General features: G+C 68.8%; 16 protein-coding genes. 8 read left to right on the forward strand and 8 right to left on the reverse strand.

From position 1 onward, the window contains the following. Positions 1 to 4: 4 nt before the first annotated feature. Positions 5 to 1,042 carry an ABC transporter permease gene (locus tag CNO20_RS05005; RefSeq protein WP_101295062.1) on the reverse strand — a complete coding sequence of 346 codons (1,038 nt, stop codon included), beginning with the start codon at positions 1,040 to 1,042 and terminating at the stop codon, positions 5 to 7. A 153-nt stretch (positions 1,043 to 1,195) separates the two neighbouring features. Further along, positions 1,196 to 3,040 (reverse strand): ABC transporter substrate-binding protein, encoded by a 1,845-nt coding sequence (locus CNO20_RS05010; RefSeq protein WP_101295063.1) that lies wholly within the window; start codon positions 3,038 to 3,040, stop codon positions 1,196 to 1,198. A 239-nt stretch (positions 3,041 to 3,279) separates the two neighbouring features. Here CNO20_RS05010 and CNO20_RS23210 point away from each other — a divergent pair, with 239 nt between their 5' ends. The 5 genes from CNO20_RS23210 to CNO20_RS05030 all read left to right on the forward strand — a co-directional run bounded on the left by CNO20_RS23210 (position 3,280) and on the right by CNO20_RS05030 (position 9,156). Next, on the forward strand, positions 3,280 to 3,444 hold the full coding sequence (locus CNO20_RS23210) for a DUF7556 family protein (protein WP_199174738.1): 165 nt from the start codon (positions 3,280 to 3,282) through the stop codon (positions 3,442 to 3,444). A gap of 37 nt (positions 3,445 to 3,481) precedes the next feature. Then, positions 3,482 to 3,901, forward strand: coding sequence for a PPC domain-containing DNA-binding protein (locus CNO20_RS05015; protein WP_101295064.1), 420 nt, complete (start codon positions 3,482 to 3,484; stop codon positions 3,899 to 3,901). A gap of 22 nt (positions 3,902 to 3,923) precedes the next feature. Further along, complete coding sequence (locus CNO20_RS05020) at positions 3,924 to 7,586, forward strand: DNA polymerase II large subunit (RefSeq protein ID WP_101295065.1); 3,663 nt, start codon at positions 3,924 to 3,926, stop codon at positions 7,584 to 7,586. Between the two features lie 226 nt (positions 7,587 to 7,812). Continuing rightward, positions 7,813 to 8,142 carry a DUF7130 family rubredoxin-like protein gene (locus CNO20_RS05025; RefSeq protein WP_101295066.1) on the forward strand — a complete coding sequence of 110 codons (330 nt, stop codon included), beginning with the start codon at positions 7,813 to 7,815 and terminating at the stop codon, positions 8,140 to 8,142. A 102-nt stretch (positions 8,143 to 8,244) separates the two neighbouring features. Next, complete coding sequence (locus tag CNO20_RS05030; protein WP_101295067.1) at positions 8,245 to 9,156, forward strand: ketopantoate reductase family protein; 912 nt, start codon at positions 8,245 to 8,247, stop codon at positions 9,154 to 9,156. 13 nt (positions 9,157 to 9,169) lie between these two features. Here CNO20_RS05030 and CNO20_RS05035 read toward each other — a convergent pair whose 3' ends face one another. From CNO20_RS05035 to CNO20_RS05045, 3 genes are all read right to left on the reverse strand, one after another. Continuing rightward, complete coding sequence (locus CNO20_RS05035; protein ID WP_101295068.1) at positions 9,170 to 10,717, reverse strand: sulfatase; 1,548 nt, start codon at positions 10,715 to 10,717, stop codon at positions 9,170 to 9,172. 112 nt (positions 10,718 to 10,829) lie between these two features. Continuing rightward, entirely contained in the window at positions 10,830 to 11,183 is a 354-nt protein-coding gene (locus CNO20_RS05040) for a NifU family protein (protein ID WP_101295069.1), read from the reverse strand. 97 nt (positions 11,184 to 11,280) lie between these two features. Continuing rightward, on the reverse strand, positions 11,281 to 11,601 hold the full coding sequence (locus tag CNO20_RS05045; protein WP_101295070.1) for a DUF5783 family protein: 321 nt from the start codon (positions 11,599 to 11,601) through the stop codon (positions 11,281 to 11,283). Positions 11,602 to 11,711: 110 nt separating this feature from the next. Between CNO20_RS05045 and CNO20_RS05050 the strand changes: the two genes are divergently transcribed. From CNO20_RS05050 to CNO20_RS05060, 3 genes are all read left to right on the forward strand, one after another. After that, on the forward strand, positions 11,712 to 12,749 hold the full coding sequence (locus tag CNO20_RS05050) for an AI-2E family transporter (RefSeq protein ID WP_101295071.1): 1,038 nt from the start codon (positions 11,712 to 11,714) through the stop codon (positions 12,747 to 12,749). Between the two features lie 144 nt (positions 12,750 to 12,893). After that, a complete protein-coding gene (locus CNO20_RS05055) occupies positions 12,894 to 13,919 on the forward strand; it encodes an ABC transporter ATP-binding protein (RefSeq protein WP_101295719.1) in 1,026 nt (341 codons plus the stop codon). After that, positions 13,858 to 14,169 carry an ABC-2 transporter permease gene (locus CNO20_RS05060; RefSeq protein WP_143423146.1) on the forward strand — a complete coding sequence of 104 codons (312 nt, stop codon included), beginning with the start codon at positions 13,858 to 13,860 and terminating at the stop codon, positions 14,167 to 14,169. Before CNO20_RS05055 ends, CNO20_RS05060 begins: the two co-directional genes overlap by 62 nt. A gap of 139 nt (positions 14,170 to 14,308) precedes the next feature. Here CNO20_RS05060 and CNO20_RS05065 read toward each other — a convergent pair whose 3' ends face one another. The 3 genes from CNO20_RS05065 to CNO20_RS05075 all read right to left on the reverse strand — a co-directional run bounded on the left by CNO20_RS05065 (position 14,309) and on the right by CNO20_RS05075 (position 17,057). Next, complete coding sequence (locus CNO20_RS05065) at positions 14,309 to 14,770, reverse strand: hypothetical protein (protein ID WP_233203929.1); 462 nt, start codon at positions 14,768 to 14,770, stop codon at positions 14,309 to 14,311. A 63-nt stretch (positions 14,771 to 14,833) separates the two neighbouring features. Further along, on the reverse strand, positions 14,834 to 16,246 hold the full coding sequence (locus CNO20_RS05070; RefSeq protein WP_101295073.1) for a RecJ family nuclease: 1,413 nt from the start codon (positions 16,244 to 16,246) through the stop codon (positions 14,834 to 14,836). A gap of 79 nt (positions 16,247 to 16,325) precedes the next feature. Continuing rightward, the gene (locus tag CNO20_RS05075) at positions 16,326 to 17,057 is read right to left on the reverse strand and encodes an enoyl-CoA hydratase/isomerase family protein (protein ID WP_101295074.1); all 732 of its coding nucleotides are present in this window, start codon (positions 17,055 to 17,057) and stop codon (positions 16,326 to 16,328) included. Positions 17,058 to 17,067 lie beyond the last annotated feature (10 nt).

Consider the following 17,067-nt stretch of genomic DNA (forward strand, 5'->3'; position numbering starts at 1 on the left):
GGTGTTACCTCTCGTACCCCACTCGCGGGTCGATGATCGTGTACAGGAAGTCCTGCAGGATGTTGACGACGACGAGCAGGAGGATGAAGATGAACATCAGCGAACCGACCAGCGGCAGGTCGCCCTGCGTGATGGCCTGGAAGAACAGGTAGCCCAGCCCGTTGATCCCGAACACGGTTTCGACGATGACCGACCCGCCGATGAGCAGGAACGCCTCGCCGGTGATGATCGGCACGAGGGGGATGAGCGCGTTGCGGAAGACGTGCTTCCAGACGATGCTCCGCCGCGGGACGCCCTTGGCGCGAGCGGTCTCGACGTAGTTCGAGTTAATCGTCTCCAGCACCGCCGTCCGGCCGATGCGCATCTCGTTGCCCATCGACGCCGACCCGAGGACGACCGCCGCGGGGGCGATCTTCTTCAGCGCGGCGAGGAAGTCGGGCCACGTGTCGCCGGGCGCGGTTAGCAGCCGCAGCGGATCGGAGAAGAAGCCGAGGTCGGGCGGTCCGATGATGTTCGTCTGCGGCCCGAGGTTGATCCACGCGCCGCCGAACGGCCCCGAGAGGCCGAGCGCCCCGACGAGGATGATGGCGAGCCAGAAGTTCGGCATCGCCCGCCAGACGATGCCGCCGAAGGAGGCGAGGTAGTCCGAGGGAGTGTTCGGGTGCAGTCCGGCGTAAAAGCCGAGCGGAATCCCGACGAACAGGGCGATGAGCACGGACCAGAAGCCGAGCCAGATGGTCCGGGGCGCGAAGAGCAGGATGAGGTCGTACGCGTCGGTGTCCGGGTTGATCACCCACGACTGCCCCAGATCGAAGGTGAACAGGCTCACCATGAAGTCGATGTACTGCTCCCAGAGGGGCTTGTTCAAGCCGAGGTTCTCCTGAATTCGGTTGTACGCCTGCGGGGAGCCGGTCGGGCCGAGGATCGCGCTCACCGGGTCGAGCGGCCCGGCGCGGAGGATGAGGAACGTGATCGTCGTCCCGAAGATGACGACCGGCACGGCGAGCAGGAGCCGTCGGAGGAAGTACCCCCAGCGGCTCATACTGCCCTCCGACGAGGCGGCGCGTCGCTTATCATCGTTGAGATTTCTTTTGAATTACCGTGGTTATATCTTGCGTTACGGTTCGCGCGATTCTTTCGCCAACGGAAAACGCACATTTCGAAGCGCCCCCGAAACGGGGCGACGTCGCCGGGTTCAGTTCCGATCGCCGAGCGTCGTCGTGTTGAGCTTCATCCGGCTGAAGCCCCCGCCGCCGAACTTCGGCATGTCTACCCACTGGTAGTTGAACAGCTGGTCCATCCGGTGGTAGACGGGCAGGAGGACGACGTCCTGCCAGTTCGCCTCCTCCATCTGGACGTAGGCCTCGTTGCGCGCCGCTTCGGCCTGGTCGGTCGGCTCGGGGTTGTTCGCGATCCGCTCCCACGCCTGCTGGGCGCGCCGGGAGGCTTCGGTGCCCTGCCAGTCGACGTAGGCACCCTTGGCCCCGCCCTCCTGGGAGGTGACCGTGAGCTCCGGCACGAGGTTCTGCAGGAAGTTGTCCGGCGCCGGCCAGTCCATGATCCACCCGAGCGAGTACGCCTGGAGGTTGCCCTCGCGGCCGCGCTGGAGCAGCGTCGCGAACGGCGCTTCCTCCAGCTGCATGTCGATGTAAGCGCTCGCGAGCTGGTCGCGCAGGATCTGCCCGATCTGCTGCCAGCTCGGGTCCTCGTAGGTGGTGAAGGTGAGCTGGTAGCGGTTGCTCTCGCTGTAACCGGCCTCCTCCATGACCTGCCGGGCCTTGTCGAGCTGGGTCTCGTTGTACCCGTAGGGGTAGTTGTTCTTCGCGTGCTGGTCGTACGCCTTCGCGCCGTCGGGGTAGATGTTCGGCGGCGTGAAGTGGTACGCCCCCTCGCCGCGACCCTTGAACACCTGGTCGATCGCCGTCTTCTGGTTGAGCGCGTAGGCGGCGGCCTTGCGGACGGCCGGCTCGTCGACGTTCTTCTGGTTGAACGCGATGTAGAAGGTGTTGATCGTCGCGACGCCGACGTAGTCGACGGTCGTCCCGTCGAGGTCGTAGGTGCCGACCTCGCGGCCCTTCTCGTCGGTGTTCTCGACGTTGAGGTTGTTCGGGTTGTACTTCGCGGTCGGGATGGCGAACGCGTCGGCGTTCTTGTTCCGGGCGTACGAGTAGGAGGCGTCAGCGTCCTCGATGATCTGCCAGCGGACACCGTCGACTTTCGCCGCCTCGCCGTGGTAGTCGCCGTACTTGTCGAGGATCGCCTCGGTGTTGGTCTGCCACTTGCGGAACTCGAACGGACCGCAACCGATCGGGTTCTTCGTGGCGAACTCCTGGTGTTTCATCTGGCCGTCGTACCCCTCGATGTCGCCGACGATCCCCTCGGGAATCACCGCGAAGGAGGAGTACGCCAGCATCGGGATCGTGGAGGCGAACGGCGTCTCCAGCTCCATTTCGAGGGTGTAGTCGTCCGGCGCGTTGAGCGCGAGCGAGCCGGGCTTGTACTGCTCTTCCTCCTCGCCGTCGTCGTTCGTGACGGTCTGCGTCTCGTGTTTGACGCCGAGCGAGTCGAGGATGAAGTACTGGCGGCGGGAGTTCGACGACTGCGCGAGCCGCTCGAACGAGTAGATGAAGTCCTGCGCCGTGACCTCGCTGCCGTCGTGGTACTTCACGCCCTGTTTGATGTTGAACGTGTAGGTGGTGAAGTCCTCGGAGGTCTGGTAGTCCTCCGCGAGCAGCGCCTCGGCGGCGATGTCGCCGTTCGGATAGTTCGTCAGGCCGTCGAACAGCTGCTGAATGACCCGTCCGGAGGCGGTGTCCGTCGCCTTGATCGGGTCCAGCGTGGTCATCGTCGAGTTGATGAGCTGGAGGTAGTTCTCCCCGACCTGGGTCCCCTGGCGGCCCCCGCCGCCGCTCTGGTTGCCGTCGTTTCCGCCGTCGCCGTCGCCGTCGTCGCCGGTGCAGCCGGCGATCGCCGCCGCCGCGGCCGCGCCGCCGGTCGCCTGCAGGAATCGGCGGCGTGAGAGGTTGTTACTGTCTGTCATCTGACTCCTCCTTTTTGATGTGCTCTGATAAATTTACCGTATTCGAATCGTATTTGACAGTCGCCTTCTCGGCCGCAGATCCGTCTCGAACGCGATACGACATGGTATCTCGTTCCGAGTTCGGCCGTAAGTATTCGTCGTAGGCTGAAATCCGGATTTCACCTATCCTCGCTCGTCTCCCGGCGACCGACCGCTGTCGTTTCGACGGCCTTATGTGGATGTGATAGAAATTCGCATACATGGCGACGGACACAACGGCCGCGAACGTGTCGAGCCCCGAGGTCATGGCCTCGGTGAACCCCTCTCCCTGCGGGGACGAGCTCGTCATCGCGGACATCACGTGCGACGACGCCTGGCTGTCCGTTCGAGCCGACGACGCGCCCGTACTTCCCGACTGGCGATAGGCGAGCTTTTTTGTTCCGGTCGCACGTTCACCGCCACATGAACTACCGCGAGGTCACACAGAGCCGGGAGTTCCTCGCGCGTCTCGAGCACGGTGCCGACTGGCGCGAGGAGATCGAGGAGTTCGCGTCGCGCGAGGGAATCGAGTCGGCCTGGTTCGCCGCGATGGGCGCGGTGCAGGACGCGGAACTGTGGTACTACGACCAGGACGACAAGGAGTACCGGTCGGTCACGTTCGACGAACCCCTCGAAGTGGCCTCCTGCGTCGGCAACGTCGCGCTGCTCGACGGCGAGCCGTTCGCGCACACGCACGTCACCCTGTCGCGGCGGAGCGGGCAGACGCTCGCCGGCCACCTCAACGCGGCCACCGTCTTCGCGGGCGAGGTGTACCTCCGGAGCTTCGAGGAGCCGCTGGAGCGCTCCCGCGACGACGTGACGGATCTCGACCTCTGGCTGTGATCGCGACGACGGGGACGCAGGCGTGAGACCGGAGGACGAGCGGTACTTCGCGCGGATCGAGGACCGGCTGGACGAGGCGTTCGAACTCGCCGAGGCGGCCAAAGCGCAGGGCAAGGACCCCGAGACCGAGGTCGAGATCCCGGTCGCCCAGGACATGGCCGACCGCGTCGAGAACATCCTCGGCATCGAGGGCGTCGCGGGGCGGGTCCGCGAACTCGAAGGGCGGATGTCCCGCGAGGAGGCCGCGCTGGAACTCGCGGAGGACTTCGCCGAGGGCCGCGTCGGCGATTACGAGACGCGCGAGGGGAAGGTCGAGGGCGCGGTCCGCACGGCCGTCGCGCTCCTCACCGAGGGCGTGGTCGCCGCGCCCATCGAGGGCATCGACCGCGTCGAGATCCTGACGAACGACGACGGCACCGAGTTCGTCAACGTCTACTACGCCGGCCCGATCCGCTCCGCCGGCGGGACGGCGCAGGCGCTGTCGGTGCTCGTCGCCGACTACACCCGGACCCTCATCGGCCTCGACGAGTACAAGGCCAGGAACGACGAGATAGAGCGGTACGTCGAGGAGGTCAACCTCTACGACAAGGAGACCGGCCTCCAGTACTCGCCGAAGGACAAGGAGACGCGGTTCATCGCGGAGCACATGCCCATCATGCTGGACGGGGAGGCGACGGGAGACGAGGAGGTGTCGGGCTTCCGCGACCTCGAACGCGTCGACACCAACTCCGCCCGCGGCGGCATGTGCCTCGTGATGGCCGAGGGTATCGCCCTGAAAGCGCCGAAGATCCAGCGGTACACCCGCCAGCTCGACGAGGTGGACTGGCCGTGGCTCCAGGACCTCATCGACGGCACCATCGGAACGGACGACGGCGGGGAAGACGCGGATCCCGCGGCGGACGAGGGGGACGACGAGGCCGAAGCCGACTCCGAGGCGAGCGACGCGGCGGACGACGGGGACGCCGACACCGCGGACGCCGGGGAACCGGCGGGACCCCCCCGCGTCGAACCGGCGACCAAGTACCTCCGCGACCTCATCGCGGGCCGCCCCGTCTTCGGCCATCCGTCCCGCGCGGGCGGGTTCCGCCTGCGCTACGGCCGCGCACGGAACCACGGCTTCGCGACCGCGGGCGTCCACCCCGCGACGATGCACATCGTCGACGACTTCATCGCCACGGGGACGCAGATCAAGACCGAACGGCCCGGAAAGGCCGGCGGGGTCGTCCCGGTCGACTCGATCGAGGGGCCGACCGTCCGCCTCGCCAACGGCGACGTCAGGCGGATCGACGACCCGGAGGAGGCGCTGGAACTCCGAAACGGCGTCGAGGAGATCATCGACCTCGGCGAGTACCTCGTCAACTACGGCGAGTTCGTCGAGAACAACCACCCGCTCGCGCCCGCCTCCTACGCCGTCGAGTGGTGGATCCAGGACCTCGAACGCGCCGGCGCGGACGTGCAGGCGATGCGGGACTCCTACCGGATCGACCTGGAGGACCCCTCGGCCGAGGAGGCGCTGGCGTGGGCGACCGAGTACGACGCGCCGCTTCACCCGAAGTACACCTACCTCTGGCACGACGTCACCGTCGAGGAGTTCGAGGCGCTCGTCGAGGCGGCCGCGGCCGGCGAAATCGTCGGGGACGCTGCGCGGGAGGGTTCGAACGGCGATCGGCCGACCGACGATCGGCCGAACAGCGACCGGAGAAACAGCGACCGGGCGAACGGTCGGCGAGCCGACGCGCCGACGGACGGCGTCCTCGTCCTCGAACGCACGGAGACCGTCCGCCGGGCGCTCGAACGGCTCCTCGTCGAGCACTCCCAGACCCCGGACTCGCTCCGCGTCCCGGACTGGCGGCCCCTCGTCCGCAGCCTCGGATTGACGGACGGGCTTCGGAAGGAGTGGGACGGCCTCTCAGAGGAGGCGCGCGCGTGGGACGGCGGGAACAACGCCGTGAAGGCTGTCAACGAGGTCGCCCCCTTCGCGGTGCAGGAGCGCGCGCCGACCCGGATCGGCAACCGGATGGGCCGCCCGGAGAAGTCAGAGAGCCGCGACCTCAGCCCCGCGGTGCACACGCTGTTCCCGATCAACAACGACGGCGGCAACCAGCGCGACGTGGCGGCGGCCGCCCGGAAGATGGACGATCGCGGGCGGCGCGGCGTCATCAACGTCCGGGTCGGCCGCCGGCGCTGCGCCGACTGCGCCGAGCACACGTACAAGACCCGGTGCCCCGACTGCGGCGGCCACACCGAGCCGTACTACGAGTGCTCGGAGTGCGAAATCGCGGTCGAGCCCGACGAGGCCGGGCGGACCGAGTGCCCCCGCTGCGGGCGGGAGGTCGAAAGCCCCGACTGGCACACGGTCGACCTCGGACGGGAGTACCGAGACGCGCTCTCGAACGTCGGCGAGCGCGAGGCCGCCTTCGAGATCCTGAAGGGCGTCAAGGGGCTGACCTCCTCGCACAAGACCCCGGAACCGATCGAGAAGGGGATACTTCGGGCCAAACACGGCGTGTCGAGCTTCAAGGACGGGACGGTCCGCTACGACATGACCGACCTCCCGGTGACCGCCGTCCGCCCGGAGGAGCTGGACGTCACGGCCGACCACTTCCGGCAGCTCGGCTACGAGACGGACGTCGACGGCGAACCGCTCCGCCACGACGACCAGCTGGTCGAGCTGAAGGTGCAGGACGTCGTCCTCTCGGACGGCTCGGCGGAGCACATGCTCAGGACCGCGAACTTCGTCGACGACCTGCTGGAGAAGTTCTACGGCCTCCCCCGCTTCTACGAGGTGAACGAGCGCGACGACCTCATCGGCGAGCTGGTGTTCGGGATGGCCCCGCACACGAGCGCGGCGGTCGTCGGGCGCGTCGTGGGGTTCACGTCGGCGGCGGTCGGCTACGCCCACCCGTATTTTCATGCTTCGAAACGGAGAAATTGTGATGGGGATGAGGATTGTATTATGTTACTCCTCGATGGTCTATTAAACTTCAGCAAGAGTTACTTACCCGACAAACGAGGCGGGAGAATGGACGCGCCGCTGGTCATGTCCTCCCGGATCGATCCCGCGGAGATCGACGACGAGGCGCACAACATGGATGTCGTCGAGCGGTATCCGCGGGAGTTCTACGAGGCCACCCGCGAGATGGCCGATCCGGGCGAGGTGGAAGACCTCATCGCCATCGCCGAGAAGAACGTCGGCACCGACCGAGAGTACACCGGCTTCAGGCACACCCACGACACCTCGAACATCGCACTCGGACCGGATCTGTCGGCGTACAAGACGCTCGGCTCGATGATGGACAAGATGGACGCCCAGCTCGAACTGGCCCGAAAGCTCCGCGCCGTCGACGAGACGGACGTCGCAGAGCGGGTGATCGAGTACCACTTCCTGCCTGACCTGATCGGAAATCTCCGCGCCTTCTCCCGGCAGGAGACGCGCTGTCTCGACTGCGGCGAGAAGTACCGGCGGATGCCGCTGACGGGCGACTGCCGGGAGTGCGGCGGCCGGGTCAACCTCACCGTCCACCGCGGCTCCGTGAACAAGTACATGGACACCGCGATCGAGGTCGCGGAGGAGTTCGGCTGCCGCGAGTACACGAAACAGCGACTCCGGATCCTCGACAGGAGTCTGGAGAGCGTGTTCGAGAACGACAAGAACAAACAGAGCGGCATCGCCGATTTCATGTAAACCGACCGTTTGCTCTGCGTTCGGCCCTTCGGGCCTCACTCGGCAAACGGTCGATCGATCGCGGTCCAACCGCTCTGCGACGCAGGTGACGTAGCCGCTGTGCGGGTTTGGCTAGCCACTGTGCGACGTTGGCGGTACAACCGTCGTGCGATCTCCGCGGGCCGCGTCCGCGTTTTCACCGCCGCGGCCGTTGGCATTTAATTCGTTCGCCGTCGAACGTGTACGCATGGTCGGCGATGGCGGCGAAGAACCCGACGACGTGTCCGAATCGGAGATCGAACAGCTGAACCTGGGCCAGTCCGTCTACGACGAGGACGGCAACGAGCTCGGCACGGTCCGCGGTTTCGACGAGGCCGGCTTCTACGTGACGATGCGCGAGGGCATGGAGTCGCTCAGCGTCGAGCACGCGCGGGCCGGTCACGAGTTCGGCGAGGGCTTCCTCATGTGGCGCTGCACCCAGTGCGGCGAGATGGGCGAGATCGACGAGGGGCTTCCGGACCAGTGTCCGAGCTGCGGCACCCCGAAGGAGGACCTCTACTACTGGACCGAAGACTGAGTTCCGCGGGTCGAAGAAGGCCGCGCCTCGCGAGTCGGGGCGGGTCGCGCGTCACGAATCGAAGCGTATCCCCTTTTACCGCCCGCCCGCCACCGGTCGGGCATGGAGATCGTCGTCTTCGGCGCGGGGAGCCTGGGCAGCCTGATCGGCGGCCTGCTCGCCCGCCGCCACGCGGTCACGCTCGTCGGACGCGATCCGCACGTCGCCCGCGTCCGCGAGGCGGGCCTGCGCGTCTCCGGCGCGATCGACGCCCGCGTCCGCCCCGACGCGCTGACCGATCTCGGCGGCCGGTCGGCGGATCTCGCGATCGTGACCGTCAAATCGTACGACACCGCGTCCGCGGCGGACGCGCTGGCCGCCGCGGACGCGGACGCCGCGCTGTCACTGCAGAACGGCCTCACGGAGGAGGCGCTCGCCGATCGCCTCGACGCGCCGGTGCTCGCCGGGACCGCCACCTACGGCGCGAGGCTGCTCGCACCGGGGCGCGTCGAGTGTACGGGCGTCGGGGAGATCGCGCTCGGCCCGCGCGAGGGCGGGCGGTCGGCCCTCGCGGCGCGCGTCGGCGAGGCGTTCCGCGCCGCCGGCCTGGAGACCGCCGTGGCGACCGACATGCCGCGCAGGCGCTGGGAGAAACTCGCCGTGAACGCCGGCGTCAACGCCGCGACCGCGCTCGCGCGCGTCGAAAACGGCGCGCTCGCCGACGGCGAGGCCGCGTCGCTCGCCCGAACCGCGGCCCGGGAGACCGCCCGCGTCGCCCGCGCCGAGGGCGTTCGGCTGACGGACCGCCGGGCCCGCGAGGCGCTCGACGAGGTGGTCGAGGCGACCGCCGCGAACCGCTCGTCGATGCTCCAGGACGTCGAGGCCGGACGGCGGACCGAGGTGGACGCGATCAACGGCGCGGTCGTCAACCGCGCCCGGAGACGCGGGCTCGACGCCCCGACGAACCGAACGCTCGCGGGGCTGATCCGGGCGTGGGAAGCGGGGCGGGGACTCCGGCCGACTGCTCCGGAGTAGCGGTTCGAACCGCTCACTCCATGTATCCGAGGTCCTGCAGCCGCTTTCGCGCCTCGTCGTCCATCTCGTCGAGCGACTCGTCGGTCACCTCGACGTCGTCCGTCCCGGTCCAGGCGCCGCCGGCGGCCTCCTCGAACTCGGCCAGCGCCGCCTCCGTCTCCTCGATCAGCTCGTCGCTCGATCCGGCGAGGTTCTCCGCCTCCCCGGGGTCGCGGTCGATCCGGTAGGCCTCGTCGGGGACGCGGTCGATGCGGACGTACTTCGCTTCGAGCCGCCGGGCCGCGCGCATCCGCGAGTAGAAGCGCGAGTCCTCCGGGATCGTGATCCCCGCCTTCCTGGCCTTCTCCTCGAGCTGTTTCAGCTCGACGACGGGCCGCGAGTACTCGACGAACGCGTACGTCCCGTCGCCGCGCTGGCCGGGGTCGCGGTCGGCCGCGGGAACCGACGCGAACGAGCGGTAGTCCGATGAGAGAAGCGATCGCGTGCGGTCGAGCGTCACCGCGTCGTCGCCCGGCGACGCCGGAGCGCCGCCCTCGACGCCCAGCGAGTCCAGCACCGTGTGGTAGAGGTCGATGAGTTCGACCTGATCTCCGCGCCGCCCGCCGTCGAGCGCGGGGTGTTTGACCACGAGCGGGACGTTGACGAGCGGGTCGTACAGGCAGAACTCGTGGCCGTAGGTGTCGTGCTCCCCGTGGAGTTCGCCGTGATCGGCGCAGACGACGACCATCGTGTCGTCCCACCGCCCCGTCTCCTTGAGGTGGTCGAAGAGGCGGGTGAGCTGGTCGTCGATGTGCGCGATCTCGGCGTCGTACAGCCCCCGGATCGCCTCCCACTCCTCGTCGTCGATGTCGCGCGCCCCGGAGTTGTACTCCTTCGAGTTCTGGCACACCTCGGTGGAGTCGACGCCGGGCGCGAACCGCTCCCGGAACTCCGCCGGCGGGTGGTACGGGAGGTGTGCGTCCATGAGGTTGATGAACGCGAAGAACCGATCGGAGTCGTCGACGAACTCGATCGTCCGGTCGATCACCGCCGGCGTCTTCGAGTCGGCGGTCCCGCCGCCGGCGAGCATCTCGTGGGCGGTGTTGCCGAGGCTGACGAGCTTGTCGGCGACGGCGCGGAGCGACTCGTTGTCGTTCAGCGTCTTCCAGGCCTTCGCGAGCGGTCCTGACAGGAAGTCGCCGGGCATCACCTCGAAGAAGTTGTCCTGGTCGTCGAACCCGTCGGTGAGGTGGGTGTACGGCGTGATCCAGGCGTTCGAGGAGTAGCAGGCGGTGTCGTACCCCGCCGCGGACAGCGTCTGCGCGAGCGTGGTCGCGCCCTCGAGGTAGGGGTTCTCCTGATCGGCCCCGTGCTGGTGCGGGTACATGCCGGTGAAAAGCGACGCGTGCACCGGGAGCGTCCACGGCGCGGGGGCGACGGCCTGGTCGAACACGGTCGCTTCCTCGGCGAAGGACTCCAGCCCGGGCGTCGTCGGCTCGTCGTACCCGTACGGAGTGAGGTGATCCTTCCGGACGGTGTCCATCACGACGAACAGGACGTTCCGGGGCGACTCGCTGCTCATACCACCCTTTCCGCCGGAGGAACGGTTAAATCTCCGGTATTGACGCGTCAGTCCTGTCGGGCATCGAAAACGAACGTCGCTTCGCTCCGCCGAATTTCGACGGCTCCCGCGATCAGAACGGGGCCTGCGGGCCTTCGTCGCCGTCGTCCTCGCGCGTCGTCTCGCCGGGGAACGACGGGCTCATTCCGCCGCCCGCGCCGCCTCCCATTCCGGTGTCCGCGTGGACCGTCTCGATCTCGGGGATCTCCTTGACCATCCGGGTCTTGATCGCCTGGATGGTCATCGGGGAGATGCCGCAGCCGGAGCACGCGCCGCCGAGCGCGACGGTCACCTCGCCCGTCTCGCGGTCGAGGTCGCGGATCGCCGCGGTGCCGCCGTGCATCTGGATCTGCGGGAAGTTCCGGCGCAGGAAATTCGCCACGCGCTCTTTGAGGTCCTCGTCCGGGTCCTGACTCTCCGTGCTCATGTTCCGGCTTTGGTGGTCGGCGTTCTTAGGCTTTTGGTTCACGCACACCGCGCGCACCGGCGAACTTCGGGCGCGCGACGGCCGTTCGCGGCCGTTCTCACGGGCGCTCGACGCCGAACACGCGATGCAGTTCGGATTCGATCTCCTCGACGTAGCGCGACAGCGTCGCCTCCAGCTTCTCGTCGTCGACGAGGACGCCGCTGATCCGGTCTGTCGGGTTCTCGGGGAGGTCGACGCGGAACTCGCCGTCGGCGTAGAACGGCTCCGACTCGTTGAGGATCTGCTGGTCGATCGCGTGGATCAGCTCGGAGTCGTACGCGTCGTTCATCGTGGTGAACGCGTTCTTGTACGCCCGCTGGAGCTGCGGGAAGTAGTGAACGTACTTGTCCTCGAACTTCTCCGGGTCGAACTCGGCCATGGCGGAAAGTGGGCGGGTCGGGGCTAAAAATTGGGCGATGGCGCGCCGGGGTCCGGATCCGGATCCGGTGCGGGGCACACCTTTATTCTGTCGCGCTTTCGATACGCGGTGTGAGCCGGAGCCGACGCTTTCACCTGCTGCTCATCGGGCTGCTGATCGCCCTGTCCGCGCTCCTCCTCCTCCCGTTCCTCCAGTACGCCCTCTCCGCCGTCCTCCTGGCGTACCTCCTCTACCCGCTCCAGCGCCGGCTCGAACCGCACCTCGGATCGCAGCTGTCGGCGGTTTCCCTCATCCTCCTCAGCGCCGTGGCGCTGCTGCTCCCCTTCGCGGTCGTGATCGGCGTCGCGGTGGAGCAGGCGATGGACATCGTCGAAAGCGGCGGCGAGGGGTTCGAGCCGGACGCGATCGAGGAGAGGATCCGAAACGCCACCGGCATCGAAGTCGACATCCCGTCGCTCTCTGTCGACCTGAGCCGGTTACTGACCGAGCTTCTGAGCCAGATCGACGGCCGGGGGACGACCGACCTGCTCGGACGCGTGCTCGGCGTGTTCGGCGGCGTGTCGGCGGTGTTCATCGGCATCACCGTCTTCGTGTTCCTCCTGTACTACCTGCTCGCGGACGGGGACGGCCTGCTCCGCTGGCTCTCCGACGTGTCCCCGCTGTCGCGCGGCGCGCAGGCCGAACTGTACGCGGCGACCGACCGGATCATGTGGGCGGTGCTCGTCGGCAACGCCGTCGTCGCGGTCGTCCAGGGCGTGCTGACCGGCGTCGGCCTCGCCGCCGTCGGCATCTCGAACGTCGTCTTCTGGACGGTCGTCACGACCGTGCTGTCGTTCCTCCCCCTCATCGGCGCGTCCATCGTCTGGGTGCCGGCGTCGATCTACCTGCTCGCCGTCGGCCGCCCCGTCGCGGGGGCGGCCCTCTTCGTCTACGGGACCGTCGTGGTCAGCCTCTCGGACAACTACGTGCGCCCGGTGGTCAGCGGCCGCGGCGCGAACCTCAACCCGGCGATCGTCATCGTCGGGATCTTCGGCGGGCTGTACCTGTTCGGCTTCGTCGGGCTGTTCTTCGGCCCGATCGTCCTCGGCGTCCTGAAGGTCCTCGTCGAACTGTACGCCGACGAGTACGGGCCCGTCCGCGCCGACTGAGGGTGCCCTCGCGGAGCCCGAAGCGCAAGCTGACCGCGCCCGATCCCCGTTTCGACCACGAAGCATTTATAGGACGATTGACGAGATGTGGCCGATGATAGCCCTCCAGTCGACGACGATAGCGCGGTCGAGGCGGTGGTGACCGTGCCGGCCGTCGAGATGACGAACCTGACGAAGCGGTACGGCGACGTGACCGCCCTCGACTCCCTCTCGCTTTCGGTCGCCGATGGCGAGGTGTTCGGCTTCCTCGGCCCCAACGGCGCGGGCAAGTCCACGGCGATAAACGCGATGTTGGACTTCGTCCGGCCCACCTCCGGCTCCGTCTCGGTGTTCGGCCTCGACGCGCGGGCCGAAAGCGTCGCGGTCCGCGAGCGAACCGGCGTCCTGCCCGAAGGGTACGACGTGTACCCCGAGCTCACCGGCCGCGAGCACCTCGAACACGTGATCGCGGTGAAGGGCGCGGGCGACGACCCGGACGACCTCCTCGCGCGGGTCGACCTCGAAGGTGCGGCCAACAGGGCGGCCGGCGGGTACTCGAAGGGGATGCGCCAACGCCTCGCGATCGCCGCGGCGATCGTCGGCGAACCCGACCTGCTCGTCCTCGACGAGCCGTCCTCCGGGCTGGATCCGAACGGCGGCCGCCGCCTCCGGGAGATCGTCCGCGAGGAGAACGAGCGCGGCGCGACCGTCTTCCTCTCCAGCCACATTCTGGACGAGGTCGAAGCCGTGTGCGACCGGATCGGCATCCTGTTCGACGGCCGCCTCGTGACCGACGGGAGCGTCGCGGAGCTCCGCGCCGAACTCGCGGCCGACGCGACGCTCACCGTCGCGGTCGAGCGAGTCCCCGACGGGCTGCTCGCGGAGCTCGAAGCGGTTCGGGGGGTCACAGGGATCGCGGCTCGCGCCGGTCGCGTCGTCGTCGAGTGCCGCGGCGGAGAGGCGAAGTTCGACGCGTTGCGCCGCGTCCGTCGCTCGGACGCGGGGTTCGTCGATTTCACGACTGACGACCCGTCGCTCGGCGAGGTGTTCTCGGAGTACACGACCGGCGGGAGGTCGACCCGTCGAAACGCCGGCGAACCGGTTTCGCGGCGTCGCGGGGCTCGTCGGCGTGTTCGTCGCGTTCCGCCTCGGCTGGATGGGCGTGCAGGCGCTCGGACTTCGGCTCGCTGACGCGTCGGTGCATCCGACTCCCCCGGACTGGTACTTCCTGATCGGTCGGCTCAATCCGATGAACGCCTACGTGCGACTGACGAACGCGCTCATGACGGAACCCGAACGGTACCACCCGCTGCTCACGCAGCCCGGGGACGCCGAACCGGTCTGGATCTCCGCGCGGTTCGCGCTCCTCGTCCTCGTCGCGTGGGCCGTCGCGGCGCCGCTCCTCGGCTACGTCCGATTCGAGCGCGCGGATCTGGACTGATCCGTCGCGCCTCCGCCTCCTCACCGGTTCACGGCCGAATCGACGACTCCCCCGCGGCCATCGCGTCGTCCCACCCGTCGAGGCGACGCGCTCTGGGCACCGTAACGGGCGGACCGACCGACGCGAACCGGCCCCTCCCCTACGGGATCGTCCGGCCGTCCACCGTCACCGTCACGGCGTCGACGAACGCCCCGTCGTAGTCGGCGGCGGTGAGCGTCGCGGGCGACCCGACGGGAAACACGACGTCGCTGACGCTCGTCTGCCCCGCGACCACCGACCCGGTCCACACCTCGCTGCCGCTCGACGAGACGACGGCGAGTTCGCGGACGCCCACCGCTCGCGTCGCCCGGCGCGTCAGCGTCACTTTCGCCGTCGTCCGGGTCGTCGCCCACGACTCCGCCAGCGACACGTCCTCGAACACGTTCGACCCCGACAGGCCGTCGACGGACGCCCGCAGCCCCGTCGTGAGACACCCGCCGAAGCCGACGCTCGCCGCGGCCGCCGCTCCGGCGAGCAGCCGGCGCCGCGGCACTCGGCGGCACCGATCCGGTCGAATCCGATCCCCGCTCTCTTCGTCGCGTTCGTCGCTCTCGTCACTCATGGCGGCGACGCCCCGTCATCGCCGTCGGCTACGCCGCACTGCCGCATCAGTGGTTCGGCCGGGCTACCCGAGCTGTTCGCCCACGATCCGGTCGGCGTGCTCGACGAACGCCCGCTGCTTCCCTCTCGGAATCGTCGCGCCCGCCGCGACGTCGTGGCCACCGCCGTCGCCGCCGACCGCGCGGGAGGCCTCGCGCATCACCGCCGAGAGGTCTAACCCCCGACGCGTCAGGACGTGACTCCCGCGGGCCGAGACTTTCACCTCCTCGTCACTCTTCTCGGCGAACGCGATGATCGGCAGCCGCGGGCTGATCCCGTTCGCGCCCACGGCCATGCCCGCGATGATGCCCACGATGGTCTCGCGGATGCGCGCCCCGGCGTCGAACCACTGGACGTGCTCCTCGACGGTGACGCCCTCGTTTTTGACCCACCGGAGCCCCTCGGAGAGGTTCCGGCGGTGGTTCCGCAGCAGCCGCCGCGCGGACTCCAGCGCGTCCGCCCGGTCGCCGAGACAGACCGCGAGCCCGACGTCGGCCCGATCGTAGCGCGCCGTCGCGTTCAGCAGCGTCGAAAACTCGCTCACGTCCCGCAGTTCGGTCCCCTCCCGCTCGTCGGTGAGCGTGTAGGTCGTCCCGACGAGCGAGTCGATGCGTCCGGCGGGGACTCCGGACGAGACGGCGCGCTTGACGAGCGCGCTGACGACGGTCCGCCGCTCGTCGGCCGCGAGGTCGACCCACCGTCGCCACTCGCCCCCCTCCTTCAGGTCGAGATCGAGGTCGGCGAGAAAGGCGATCGAGCCCGCCTCGTCGTTCGAGACGCCTGGGATCCGCACGTCGCTCGCGTATTCGAGCAGCTTCGGCAGCGGTCGGGTCTGCCGGCCGTACAGCGCGAGGTCCCGCGCGGATTCGAGGACGCCCGCCTCGATCCCCTCCTCGACGATCCGCTCGTTCGCGCCGGTCAGCCCGCCGTCCGAGTTCTGCATGTCGCCGACTGCGCCGACGACCGCCAGGGCCGCGAGGTCGCGGTTGTCGCCACCCTCGGGTTCGAGTGCGCGCGCGAGCGCGTAGCTCGCGCCCGCCCCGGACAGCTCCGTGGCGCCGTCGAGGCCGAAGAGCAGCGGGTTCAGGTGGTGTTCCGTCTCCGCGTCCGCGGGCCGGTGGTGGTCCGCGACGACCGGCGTGAACGCCCCCGCGTCCTCGTGTTCGGCGATGACGTCGAGCTGCCCGCTCCCGAAGTCGGTGAACAGCACCGTCTCGTGGTCGCAGGCCGCGATCGACGCGATCTCCGCCTCGTCGAGCTGCTTCGAGAACACCGCGTCGAAGGGGATCCCCGCGCGTTCGAGCGCGCTCGCCGCCACCGCGGCGCTCGTGAGCCCGTCGGCGTCGATGTGCGAGGCCAGGAGCACGCTGTCGGCCTCCCTGAGACAGTCCGCGCACGCCGCCGCGCGCTCCGCCAGCTCGGGAATCGGTCCGTCCATTACCCGTCGGTAGGCGCGGTTTCGGATATAAACCTCCGGCTCTCTCCCACCGCTCGCCCTCGCGGACTCCCTCGGCTCGTTACCGTTCGAGGAACGCCCGCGTCGCCTCCCGGCACGCCTCGTCGCGCCTGAGCTGCGAGAGCGCGCCGACGATCCGGTCGCGCGCACCCGCGTCCGACGCGCGCCGCGCGGCGTACCGCTTGGTCGCCGCAACGGACGCGGCCGGAGATTCGGCGATCCGCCGGACGAACGCTTCGACGGTCGGCTCCAGCTCCGATTCGGGGACGACTCGGTTCACCAGCCCCCAGTCCAGCGCCCGCTCCGCGCCGATCGGCTCGCCCGCGAGCGCGAGCTCCATCAGGCGCTTTCGCCCCCCGACGGCCGCGATCCGCTCGACGGCGTACGGCGGGTACGCGCCGATCCGGGTTTCGGGCAGCGCGAAGGTCGCGCCCTCGACGGCGACGGCGAGGTCGCACCCGAGAACGAGTTCCAGCCCGCCGCCGTAGGCGAGACCGTTGACCGCCGCGATCACCGGCACGTCGAGCGCCTCGACGCCGAACAGCGCGCCGTGGAGGCAGTCGGCGAGCTCTTCCACCTCGTCGGCGGTCTCCGCGTCGTCGATGACGGCGATGTCGTCCCCGGCGCAGAAGGCGTCGTCGACGCCTGTTACCACCGCCGCCCGCGCCTCGCTTTCCGCCCGCTCCAGCAGGCGCGCGAGCTCGCGCCACCCCTCGACGTGCACCGCGTTCCGCTTTTCGGGCCGGTCGATCGTGATCCACGCGGCGTCGCCGCGTCGGTCGTAGGAGAGCATGCGTGTGCGT

Origin of the sequence: Halegenticoccus soli (assembly GCF_002844195.1) — an archaeon.
GTDB classification, from domain to species: Archaea; Halobacteriota; Halobacteria; order Halobacteriales; family Haloferacaceae; genus Halegenticoccus; species Halegenticoccus soli.